The 12,013-nt window shown below is 34.4% G+C and carries 12 protein-coding genes; 7 read left to right on the forward strand and 5 right to left on the reverse strand.

Translation table 11 applies throughout. The annotated features are described in order from the left end of the window. The first annotated feature begins 225 nt into the window (after positions 1–225). The 4 genes from proB to cls all read left to right on the forward strand — a co-directional run bounded on the left by proB (position 226) and on the right by cls (position 5,141). Positions 226–1,350 carry a glutamate 5-kinase gene (gene proB, locus ACTWQM_RS08565; RefSeq protein WP_443257763.1) on the forward strand — a complete coding sequence of 375 codons (1,125 nt, stop codon included), beginning with the start codon at positions 226–228 and terminating at the stop codon, positions 1,348–1,350. Continuing rightward, positions 1,347–2,594 (forward strand): glutamate-5-semialdehyde dehydrogenase, encoded by a 1,248-nt coding sequence (locus tag ACTWQM_RS08570; protein ID WP_443257764.1) that lies wholly within the window; start codon positions 1,347–1,349, stop codon positions 2,592–2,594. Before proB ends, ACTWQM_RS08570 begins: the two co-directional genes overlap by 4 nt. 490 nt (positions 2,595–3,084) lie before the next feature. Next, on the forward strand, positions 3,085–3,660 hold the full coding sequence (locus ACTWQM_RS08575) for a class I SAM-dependent methyltransferase (protein WP_443257765.1): 576 nt from the start codon (positions 3,085–3,087) through the stop codon (positions 3,658–3,660). A gap of 29 nt (positions 3,661–3,689) precedes the next feature. Beyond that, positions 3,690–5,141: a cardiolipin synthase gene (gene cls / locus ACTWQM_RS08580; protein ID WP_443257804.1), complete on the forward strand. Its 1,452-nt coding sequence runs from the start codon at positions 3,690–3,692 to the stop codon at positions 5,139–5,141. Positions 5,142–5,342: 201 nt separating this feature from the next. On the opposite strand, the gene ACTWQM_RS08585 is transcribed toward cls, so the two are convergent. Continuing rightward, complete coding sequence (locus ACTWQM_RS08585; protein WP_443257766.1) at positions 5,343–6,398, reverse strand: citrate/2-methylcitrate synthase; 1,056 nt, start codon at positions 6,396–6,398, stop codon at positions 5,343–5,345. Positions 6,399–6,504: 106 nt separating this feature from the next. On the opposite strand from ACTWQM_RS08585, the gene ACTWQM_RS08590 reads away from it, so the two are divergent. Continuing rightward, positions 6,505–7,392: a LysR family transcriptional regulator gene (locus tag ACTWQM_RS08590; protein WP_443257767.1), complete on the forward strand. Its 888-nt coding sequence runs from the start codon at positions 6,505–6,507 to the stop codon at positions 7,390–7,392. Between the two features lie 40 nt (positions 7,393–7,432). Here ACTWQM_RS08590 and ACTWQM_RS08595 read toward each other — a convergent pair whose 3' ends face one another. Continuing rightward, entirely contained in the window at positions 7,433–8,953 is a 1,521-nt protein-coding gene (locus tag ACTWQM_RS08595) for an FAD-dependent oxidoreductase (protein WP_443257768.1), read from the reverse strand. Positions 8,954–9,234: 281 nt separating this feature from the next. Between ACTWQM_RS08595 and ACTWQM_RS08600 the strand changes: the two genes are divergently transcribed. After that, positions 9,235–9,504: an acylphosphatase gene (locus ACTWQM_RS08600; protein WP_443257769.1), complete on the forward strand. Its 270-nt coding sequence runs from the start codon at positions 9,235–9,237 to the stop codon at positions 9,502–9,504. 31 nt (positions 9,505–9,535) lie between these two features. On the opposite strand, the gene ACTWQM_RS08605 is transcribed toward ACTWQM_RS08600, so the two are convergent. After that, positions 9,536–9,778 carry an indolepyruvate ferredoxin oxidoreductase subunit alpha gene (locus ACTWQM_RS08605; RefSeq protein WP_092492771.1) on the reverse strand — a complete coding sequence of 81 codons (243 nt, stop codon included), beginning with the start codon at positions 9,776–9,778 and terminating at the stop codon, positions 9,536–9,538. 147 nt (positions 9,779–9,925) lie between these two features. Here ACTWQM_RS08605 and ACTWQM_RS08610 point away from each other — a divergent pair, with 147 nt between their 5' ends. Next, a complete protein-coding gene (locus ACTWQM_RS08610; protein ID WP_443257770.1) occupies positions 9,926–11,116 on the forward strand; it encodes a M14 family metallopeptidase in 1,191 nt (396 codons plus the stop codon). An 11-nt stretch (positions 11,117–11,127) separates the two neighbouring features. Here the strand turns inward: ACTWQM_RS08610 and ACTWQM_RS08615 are convergent, their stop codons facing one another. Beyond that, positions 11,128–11,679 carry a histidine phosphatase family protein gene (locus tag ACTWQM_RS08615; RefSeq protein WP_443257771.1) on the reverse strand — a complete coding sequence of 184 codons (552 nt, stop codon included), beginning with the start codon at positions 11,677–11,679 and terminating at the stop codon, positions 11,128–11,130. Positions 11,680–11,802: 123 nt separating this feature from the next. Further along, positions 11,803–12,009 (reverse strand): DUF6501 family protein, encoded by a 207-nt coding sequence (locus ACTWQM_RS08620; RefSeq protein WP_443257772.1) that lies wholly within the window; start codon positions 12,007–12,009, stop codon positions 11,803–11,805. Positions 12,010–12,013 lie beyond the last annotated feature (4 nt).

A 12,013-nucleotide genomic window follows, 5' to 3' on the forward strand; every position in this document is an offset into this window, starting at 1 on the left:
TCAAGCCATACCTTGACGGATTACAAGTATGAACTTATAATACTTTAAAAGAAATAAAAGATGTCTAAATTGATGGATTAGCATTTCGTATATGGTATGGCTAGAACAAACAGGATCGTACGGAAAATTTTCTTCCGTCCTTTGATGGATGGGAGGTTTTTTAATACCCAAAATAAAACATTAAATTTTCCCACTGTTTTAACAATATAAGAAGGGGGAATTTATTTGGCAAAAGAGCGTATTGTCGTAAAAATTGGAAGCAGCTCATTAACTAATACGCACGGTGGTCTTTCAGAAGAGAAAATTGCTGAGCATGTTGCAGCACTATCTAAACTGAAAAAAGAAGGTAATGAAGTAATCCTCATTACATCAGGAGCTGTTGCAGCAGGATTTACAGTCTTAGGATATCAAACAAGGCCAGTGACAATTGCTGGAAAACAAGCTGCGGCAGCTGTCGGCCAGGGACTGCTTATGCAAAGCTATTTTGAACAATTTCAGAAAGAAGATATCGTATCCGCACAACTTTTACTGACGCGACATGTTTTCTCACAACAAGAGCAATACAATAATGCCTATTCGACACTTACCGAGCTATTAAAACGTGGCATACTACCAATTATTAACGAAAATGATTCAGTCATTATTGATGAACTAACATTCGGGGATAATGATGTACTTTCCGCGTTAGTCAGTGGGCTTATTCATGCGGATTTGCTAATAATTTTAACTGACATTAATGGTCTTTATGATGGGGATCCTCGCCATAATCCAAGAGCAAAAAAATATAACTTTTTAGCAGAAATCACCGATGATCTTCTTGCTTTAGCTGGTGATACTGGTTCAAAAGTAGGAACAGGTGGAATGCGTTCCAAATTAGAAGCTGCAAAAACAGGACTATTAGTTGGGGTTAAGGTTTTTATTGGAAAAGGGGAAGGAATCAATAAGCTGCTTGATATTATTTCTGGTGAAGGTGACGGAACATATGTAGGATATATCCCAAATACATTATTGAAAAATAAAAAACAGTGGATAGGTATCCATTCGAACATTGCTGGACAAATTGGAATTGATTCAGGTGCTGAGTCTGCAGTAGTTTACCACGGTAAAAGCTTATTGCCAGCAGGTGTAAGAACGTTAAAAGGCTCATTTACAACAGGTGATGTAGTTGAGGTGTTAAATGAAGAAGGAGAACTTATTGGCAAAGGGCAAACAAATTATACAGTTGAAGAGCTTATCCAAATAAAGGGCCTTTCTAGTAAAGAGGCTAAAGAAATAACAATGCAGAACCGACCAGAAGTAATTCATCGAAATAATTGGGTGTCATTTACAAAGGAGAGTGGGATAAAATGAGTGAACTTAATGATAAGGGGCAGAAAGCTAGTAATCTCGCAATAACTATTGGACAGTGCACCACAAAGCAAAAAAATGATGCACTTAAACTGATAGCTAAACAACTGCTGGACGAGACAGCATTTATTTTATCAGAGAATAGCAGGGATTTAGAAGCAGGAAAAAATAATGGTATGAATGCAAATTTACTTGATCGCCTAAAACTGACTGAAGAACGAATTCAGGATATGGCTGAAGGAGTTCAGCAAGTAGCAGCCTTATCTGATCCAATTGGAGAGCTACTAGAACAATGGGATAACCCAAATGGGCTCCACTTTGAAAAAATCCGAGTCCCACTTGGCGTTGTTGGGATGATTTTTGAAGCAAGACCAAACGTAACTGTAGACGCGTCAAGCCTTTGTTTAAAAACTGGTAACGCAGTCTTATTACGTGGTAGTTCATCAGCAATCACTTCAAACAAAGCTATTGTAAGTGTTATTCACCGGGCACTTGAGAAAAGTGGTTTGCCAACTGAATCTGTTCAATTGTTAGAAGATACGAGTAGAGAAACAGCAGCAAAAATGTTCAAACTCACAGAATACTTAGATGTACTCATACCTAGGGGTGGTGCAAACTTAATACAAACAGTGGTTAATAATGCTTCAGTACCTGTACTTGAGACTGGTGTAGGAAACTGCCACGTCTTTATTGATGAGAGTGCTGACAAAAATATGGCGGTAGAAATTGCATTAAATGCCAAAACACAGCGTCCATCGGTTTGTAATGCAGCAGAGACAATTCTGGTTCATCAAAATTGGGCTGAACAGTACTTTGAGAAGTTAACTCATGTATTAAAGGAAAATGACGTTGAGATCAAAGCAGATGAAAAAGCTAGACAACTAGATAGCACTTTGTTACCGGCTACCAATGAAGATTATGAAACAGAATTTCTTAACTTAACAGTCGCAATCCGTATTGTTGATAGTCTGGAGGAGGCAATTAATCATGTTCAAACCTTTGGATCCAAACACTCAGAAGCAATTGTCACAGAACAAGAAGAAAATGTCGAAACGTTTTTTAAACAAGTAGATGCGGCCGCGCTTTATCATAATGCGTCAACTCGTTTTACCGATGGCTTCGAGTTTGGCTTTGGAGCAGAAATCGGTATTAGTACACAGAAATTGCATGCCCGTGGTCCAATGGGATTACCCGCCCTTACATCAACGAAGTATATTGTTCGGGGATCAGGCCAAATAAAAGGATGAGTTTACAAATATAGATCGAGGAATATCTTGTAGATTTAATAAATAAACGTTTGTAGTTGTAGTTAACTCATTTAGAAAGCGCACTTTCCTCATTTTATGAGGACACTAGTAGATTTCTTAATGATTTAGTTAATCATAACGAACGTGCTTTTGTTTTCGCATATTGTTCCCCCAAAAAAATTGGTGACTTTAATCACCAATTTGTTAGAACACATTCAAATAAAAAACACCATGTTAATTTTCATGGTGTTTTTTAAGTGGAGATTGTGAGAATCGCTAAAAAGTTATATCTTAATGGTTTATCATTATAAAAGTTAAAAAAAGTATTACAAAAAAATAATGGGGAAGATTAATTGTTGTTCCTCTTAAAAACTTCTTTATTATACGTTAGTGAACAGTTGCAAATTGTCTCTAATTTAGTCTGTAATCAAAGTGGTGTGATTAATTATAGTTGGGAGGATAGTAGCAAAGGAAAAAAGGGGATATAACATTGGAACTTTCACCTACTTTATATCACAGAATAATACGACCTAAATGGATTAATCAAATTTATATTCATAATAGAATTAAAAAGCATTTTAATTTATATGATAAAAATGTTCTTGACTTCGGATCAGGAACTGGAGCAAATTGTACCCTTTGCAAACCTGAAAAATACTTTGGAATAGACCCTGATGAGAAAAGAATTAATTATGCGAAAAAAATCTATCCTGATTATGATTTTGGTGTATTCCAAAGAGATGAAATATCTGTTAAAAATCATTCAACAGATGTAATTCTAATTATATCAGTGTTACATCACATTCCATCTGAAATAATGAAAGAATATATTAAACAATTTCGAAAAATAATTGTACAGGGAGGGATGATTATAGTAATTGAACCCTGTTATTTTAAAAAGAGTAAAATTAGTAACTGGTATATGAAAAATAATGATAATGGTTTTTTTATCCAAAACGAAAAAGGTTACCATGATCTATTTAAAAAAGAAGGCTTTAAGTGTGAAACAATTGAAACATTCAAAAAATGCTTTTTTTATAATGAGCTTTTTTTAATAGCTTATTGAAATTGGGAAGTGAGAAGGGTAGAAGGGATATTATGTATTCAGAAATAATATACGCTATTATATTTTTTGTTATAATCATTAACGTTATTTCAGCTGGTTTTATAATATTTGTAGAAAAAAGGGAGGTTGGTTCAACCTGGGCTTGGTTAATCGTTATTTTTTTGATTCCAATTGCTGGATTACTTTTATACATATTTTTTGGAAAGCAACTTAAGTATAATAATATTAAAAATTCAAGTAAAAAAAAGGATTTCCAAAATTCAACTATAAATCAACAAATAGAACTTTTACAAAACAGTTCATTTTATGACAATCAGATACTGAAAAAGTATTCAAAATTACTTCTGATGAATTTAAAATCATCGAATGCATTATTAACAATGAACAATGATATAGTCATTTTAAAAGATGGGCAAGAGAAGTTTAAAATATTATTTGACGATATAAGTGCTGCAAGGAAGGAAATTAATATTCAGTATTACACTATTAAACCAGATGCTTTGGGAATTAAACTTCGGGATGAACTTACGAAAAAAGCGGAAAAAGGGGTAAAGGTACGTGTTCTATTTGATGGAATTGGTTCTAGAGGGATGTCTGCCGCTTTCTTTGAAGAACTAATTTCAAATGGAGGGGAAGTAGAGGTTTTCTTTCCAACATTTTTAAAGTTGTTTAATTTTCGTCTGAATTATCGAAATCACAGAAAACTTTGTATTATTGATGGTAAAGTTGCTTACATGGGTGGTTTTAATATTGGGAATGATTATTTGGGGCTTGGTAATAAGTACGGTTATTGGCGAGACACCCATTGCAGGATAGTGGGGGGATCAGTTCATGATATTCAAGAGAGTTTTATTATAGACTGGTATCAAGCTACTAAAAAGCAACAAAATAAATCTGAGCAATTCACTTTTTCGACGGAAGAATTTAGTGGCCATTGTCCTGTCCAGGTAATACCAAGTGGCCCAAATTCGGAAACACAGTACATTAAAAATATGTATATTATGCTGATCATGTCTGCCAAACAAACAGTTTATATACAAACACCCTACTTTATACCTGATAGAAGTTTTATGGATGCTTGTAAAATTACTTCATTGGCAGGGGTTGATATACGAATTATGATTCCCCAAAAAAATTATAATTCAATTGTTTATTGGGCTAATAGTAGATACGCAGGTGAACTTTTAACATATGGTGCAAAAATATTATTGTATGAAAAAGGATTTTTACATGCTAAAACTATTGTAATTGATCAGGAATTAGCTTCTGTAGGAACTACAAACATTGATATACGCAGTTTCGAATTAAATTTTGAAGTTAATGGACTATTTTATGATAAAAAGGTTTCTCAAAAACTCCATAAATTGTTCATCGAAGATAGTGAAATGAGTTCTGAATTAACAATTGAAAAGTATAAACAAAGGTCCAATACGGTAAAGTTTAAAGAAGCAGTATCGCGTCTATTTTCACCTATTCTTTAGTTTTAAATAGATAGTGGGGGAATATCAATGAAAAGCTTATTATAAGAACTAAGGTAAAACTTATTTTTTATTTCTAGTTTACATAACATTTATTATAGGAAGTTATATTAAATTTAATAAAGTGTATCTCAATAACTAAGTATACTTATGATAGTGAGATAAAATAAAAAATCACGCTAATTATAACGTGATCTTTTGATATTATTTCTCGCCAACATACTTAGCTGCTGGTCTGAAAATGGTATTATTGTTAATTTGTTCCGTTGCATGCGCACACCAGCCAACAACTCTGCTGGAACTGAAAATTGCTGTAAATAATGATGAATCTAACTCAAGTGACTTCATAATTGCTGCAGCATAATATTCTACGTTTGTGTACAGTTTTTGATTTGGTTTATATGTGTTCAGTATCCTTATTGTTTCTTGTTCCGTTTTTAATGCTAAATCAATCCAGTTTGGAATTTCAGTTAAGTCGAGTATTTTATATTTTAGAGCTTCTGCACGTGGATCAAACGTTTTATACACTCTATGGCCAAATCCCATAATCCTTTCATTATTTTTCAATTTTTTATGAATAATTTCACTTATTTTATTTTCAGTACCTATTTCATCAAGTAATTCTATAACACCAGACGGTGCACCACCATGTAATGGGCCCTTCATGGTTCCTAAAGCACTTGTTACAGCAGCAACCAGATCACTTTGTGTTGAAATAGTTACTCTTGCGGAAAATGTCGATGCATTCATGCCATGTTCCATGGTCATAATCATATAGGCTTCAAGCATCTTCACGTTCGATTTATTCACATTGCCTGTAAGCATATAAAGAAAATTTTCAACGTGATCGAGGTTCAAATCAGGTTCAATTGCTTTCATAGAACTTAATCTGCGATAACGGTAAGCGATTATTGTTGGCATGATTGCTATAAGCTGGATAGCATCAGTATTACTAGATAAGGACGATACTGCAGTTCTTAGAACGTCCATTATGGAAAAATGTATTGGTAAGCTATCAATTATCGTTTTAACGTGGTTAGGCAATTTGCGATAATCCTTTAACGTTGAATTAAAATCAGCGAGTTCTTTATTAGTTGGTAATTCCCCGTTCAGCAAAAAGTACGCAACCTCTTCAAATGTGTTATTTTTTACAAGTTCTTGAATGGATGTGCCCCGATAAATCAATGTTCCATTTTTACCATCGATATGACTTAATTTCGTTTCCGTAACAATTATTCCTTTTAATCCTGGTTGGTACATTATACGCTCCCCTTCCCTCTCATTGATAATTCAAGTGTATATCAATTCAATCATTATTAAAATTTAATTATTTTTAGTATAATAATAAATATATTTTATTAATGAGGTGCTACTTATCGATACACGAACATTAAAAACCTTTATTTTGGCTGCAGAATATGAGAATTTTAGGATTGTTTCGGAAAAACTGTTTATTACTCAACCGGCTGTAAGTTCTCAGATAAGGCAACTGGAAAAAGAAATCGGTGGTAAGCTATTCAATAAACGTGGCAGACATATAAAATTAACTGAGTTAGGTCGATTATTTCATAAAGAAGCAAAGGAAATTGTTGCACAAAGTGAAAGAAGTTTAAGTCAAATTAGTAAATTCCAGCAAGGATTTAACAAAACAATGCGTATTGCAATTTCACCTTTGCTAGCCGATACGATTCTGCCAAGTATTATAAGAGAGTATACAAAGCAACATCCTCATGTTGAATTATCGATACAAGTGCTGGAGTCAAAGGAGATAGCTTCTGTAGTGGAAGAAGGAAATGTAGACGTAGGATTATCCTGTTTACCTGGAGATCCAAACGTAAACTGCTTAAAATTTCACGAAGAGTCTGTTGGTCTAGTATGTAGTCATGACGGTTATGATGCAGAATCTGGCCCTATAGTAGACGCAAAAGAGATTCTCGAGAGGAATATCATTTTAACAGATAATCATCCCTTTTACTGGAACAATCTAAAGGAGCAACTAAAATACACATTATCTTCATACCAGTTTATGAGCGTCACCCAATCTCATATAGCGAAACGGTTTGTATTGGAAGGCATTGGTGTAAGTTTTCTGCCAAAATCAATTGTAAATCGTGAAATAATCGAGGGCAGATTGATGAAAATACCTGTTTTCTTCATGGAGCTGCCAACAGCTAGTATGTATATAATTTATAAATATGAACATGAAATTGAAAGTGAGTTTGTAAAATTTATATCTGATTTTCATTTTAGTTAAAGCAGAAGCAGCCAATTTGGCTGCTTCTGAAAAATAACAACTAGTCGATTTCAATTTTCGGTAAAGGTTTTTTTGCGGGACCCTCGATTACTTCGCCAGTATAGGAAAATCTTGATCCGTGGCAAGGACAATCCCAGGTTCGGTCGCCTGAATTCCACTCGACTTCGCATTTTAAATGGGTACACGTGGTATCTATTGCATAAAGATTCTCTTCATTATCTTTATAAACACCGGTTCTTTGTCCATTAATTCGTGTAACCGTAGCATCATCAGGGGATAGATCATCTAAATTATCATCTCTTCTATCCATTTTTCCTTTTGCCATATGTTTTGCTACGTCTGCATTTATTCCTGTAAACTTACGAAGTGCTGGGTCAGCCTGAAAACGAGAAGGTGTGTATAAATCTTTATAAAGTGTATCTTCTTGAAGAATCATATCCGTTATCATTTTTGCTGCCAACGTACCGTTTGTCATGCCCCATTTACGGAAGCCTGTTGCAACAAAAACGGATTGTTGTGCCTTAGTAATGGGACCAATATATGGAACCTTGTCCAATGTTATTAAATCCTGTGCTGACCAACGATTTACAAACTCTGATATTCCAAAATTATTTTCGGCATACTCCTCCAATGCATTATAATGATGCATTGTTGATTTCCCCTGTCCTGTTTTATGATTTTCTCCACTTATCAGCCATATATCATCCTCTGCAATACGGATTGATCTGGTTGGATTTTCTGCATTGATATACATTCCTCCGGGATACTTTTTGCTGGATTTACCGGCCACTACATAAGATCGATCAGCATACATTCGGGTTGGATAGAATCCTTGTCCATCGTAAAATGGATAATGAGAAGCCTCAATAACATAACGACATGTTATACGATTTCCATCTTTCAGTATAATTGAAGGATGTTTGTTATATTCAATGTCTGCTGCAGTGGTATTTTCATAAATTTCAAGCCCATTTTCAACACTGTCTTTTAGCAACGCCTTAAGGTACTTTAATGGGTGGAATTGTGCTTGTTGTTTCATTAATAATGCTGATTTCATCGGTATATCCAGTGGCATATTTTTAACTAGTTCGCTAGGTATTTCTAACTGGTCATAGGCTTTCTTTTCTTTCTCCAATTGAGATATGTAGGAATCATCGTTCGTGAAAACATACGCATCCTCTTCCTTGAGATTACAATCTATTTTGTTGTCCGTAACGATATCGTTAATAAGCTTTTTTGCTTCGGTTGCACCCTTATAGTATAAGGAAGCTTTCTTGGAACCGAAGTGCTCTATTAGTTCATTATATATTAGCCCATGTTGTGCTGTGATTTTTGCAGTCGTGTGACCTGTTGTTCCATTGAGTAATTCGTTGGCATCAATTAAGACAACTTGTACACCTTCCTTTGCCAGTAAATAAGCAGCTGTAATTCCTGTTATACCACCACCTACAATACCAACATCTGTTTTTATTGATTTATCCAGTGGTGGGTATGAGGGTAATTTTACAGAATCCCGCCAATACGGCTCTGGATTTTGTGGCGATTTCATGTTGTGTGACATTTTTCATAACTCCTTTATTGTATATCAGCTATTATCTCTATCTTATTTTTGTCAGTAATTCAATAATTATACACTAATGCTCTTGGCTAACCTATGGTGCCCCAGTTAATGAGATAGTTGGAGGTGAGTTGATATGGAATTAGTATAAGCTTTAATGCGAACAGAATCACACATGAGGGATTTCTTGGTTTAATTAGCAAATTATGCGGCAATATACTATTAAGTTGTTACAACGTTGTTAAATATGTAAAAAGGAATATTATTGCAAAGGAGTGATTACGGTGCTGGTACATGTGACTGTAAGTGGACGGGTACAAGGAGTTGGTTTTAGATATACCACTCAACAAAAAGCGAGAGAATATAAATTAACAGGTTGGGTTCAAAATCAGTCTGATGGTACTGTTGAATTGGAGGCTGAAGGTAATGAAACAAGCGTACAAACATTTTTGAAAGAGCTGAAAGGTGGGTTTAATAAGTTCATTCGTGTTGATGATATAAAAGTGGAAAAAGTAGAGAAGCATAAGGATTTTAATAATTTTTCGATAAAATAAAGCCGCCCTCTTATGAGTAGCGGCTAATACCTTATTGTTGATCTTCATAGAATTTACGATTTAAAGCAATGTATTCATTTTCCTCTTCCGGAACTTCATCTTCCATGTAAATCGCTTCCACTGGGCAAACTGCTTCACAAGCTCCACAATCAATACATATATCCGGATCGATGAAGAACATATCTTTTCCTTCTTCTATACAATCAACAGGGCAAACTTCGACACATTCGCCTGATTTTTCATCTTTACAAGGTGATGTAATAATAAATGCCAAGTAAAACTCCTCCTTAAATTAAAGGCCAAAATAATTATTTATACAATAATACTACAGAAATTTTCCTATTCTTTCAAGCTAATTACACACATAGTTAGGCTGTTAGACATATTATTTATTATTCGATAAATAGAGGAGCGAATGTACATGGAAGTATTCATCCGACCAAATGATTCGTTTTGGTATTATAGCCAATTATTCGATATTCCACTCATATTAATAGAACTTTCGAATCCACAACTCAATGCAAATCAATTAATGGTGGGACAAAGTATTGAAATGCCAGGGTACACACCAACCAACTATCAAATTAAGGGAAATGATTTAATATGGAAAATTGCAATGGAAAACAATATTCCGGTAGATTTACTGTTATTAATGAATCAGTCAATTGATCCAGCAAACCTTCAAATTGGGCAAACAATTGTAATTCCACAGCGAGTTAACAGTTTGATTATATCTGATTTTGATAATTATACATTTGATAAAATGTTAGGTGATATTAATAACTTATTGGCAATTTATCCTTTTATTTCGAGACAAAATATCGGTAACTCCGTGATGGGTAAAGATTTAGTGGAGCTGCAGATTGGAAATGGTGGTAAACAGGTTCATATAGATGGATCTTTTCATGCTAATGAATGGATAACAACTTCCGTAATTATGCGTTTCTTGAATGATTACGCGCTATCACTGACAAACAAACAACCTATCCGTGGTGTTAATATGCTTCCATTATACAATGATTCTTTACTGTCAATTGTTCCAATGGTGAATCCGGATGGTGTTAACCTTGTTTTGAACGGTTCATCTGCTGCAGGTGAGCATCAGCAGGAGGTTTTGGAAATTAACAATCAGGATGAAGATTTTTCAAATTGGAAGGCAAACATATCTGGTGTTGATTTGAATAATCAATATCCTGCACTGTGGGAAATAGAAGCAGCACGTAAGCCGGATTCACCACAACCACGTGATTACCCTGGGCCTTATCCACTTTCAGAGCCAGAGGCTATTGCAATGGCCAATCTAGTAAGAGAACGAAATTTTTTGCGTGTTAATGCTTTTCATACACAAGGTGAAGTGATTTATTGGGGGTTCGAAGGATTTGAACCAGAAGTTGCAGGGGAAATTGTTAATGAGTATGCTCGTGTCAGTGGTTATCAGCCAATACGATATGTAGACAGTTATGCAGGCTATAAAGATTGGTTTATACAGGACTTTAGACGTCCAGGTTTTACAATCGAATTAGGAAGTGGCGTTAACCCGCTACCGTTCGCTCAGTTTGAGGAAATATACCAGGAAAGTCTGGGTATTATGTTAGCGAATTTATATTTGTAACCCAGGGTCTACTAACCACCCCATAAGCATTCTATTGAATGTTTGCTGTCATCAATATTAATTAGATATACATCAGGATTTCGAAGATTTTTCCATGCCTCAAAACCAAAACTGGGTTCATATTGATTTAGTAATAATGCAATCAGGTTTCCGTGGCTTACCAGAATTACATTTGTTGCATTGTCATCAGAATGGATATTTTCAATTACTGATGTCGCTCGTTTCACAGCATCATTACTTGATTCACCGCCTGGTAAATTGAAGTCTAAATCTGTAAAGGAATGTTCTAATACATCAATCCAGTCATCTATCGGATCCTCACTTAATATTCGTTCTGTTAAGCGATCATCAACATTAACTTCTATATTATTTTGTTCAGCATAGGGTTTAATACTTTCAATTGCTCTTAAGTAAGGGCTTGAGATGATTTTGTCTATGTTCATATTCTGTTCTGTAAAAAAAGCAGAAAGTAAATACGCCTGTCGTATGCCTTCATTTGTTAGTGGTGAATCTGAGTGTTGTCCATCTGCAGCACAATGACGAATCAAATATAAATTTTTCAAAGTAAGTCAACCCCTTCTTTAGAAGAATGAATGGAAGTGCAAAATATTTCTAAATAGTAAATCAATTATAGCATTAATGAATTAAAATAGAAAATATAATATAAAATAACAGGTCGAAACCTGTTATTTTAATTCTTTGAAGTAATTTTTATAAAATCCGCCAATACGATTGCTATTATCCATAATAAAATAAAACTCTTCTGTTTCATTCTTTACCTCATATTGTTTCCCAGGAGTTAACTTATTATGAACAATAAATTTTTTGGCATCTGCATGGACGCATTCAACTGTTTTCCCTGTATCGCGTTCTTCCCAATTTAAGTGAATCATTTCT

It is taken from the genome of Virgibacillus sp. L01 (assembly GCF_052246775.1).
GTDB lineage: Bacteria > Bacillota > Bacilli > Bacillales > Amphibacillaceae > Lentibacillus.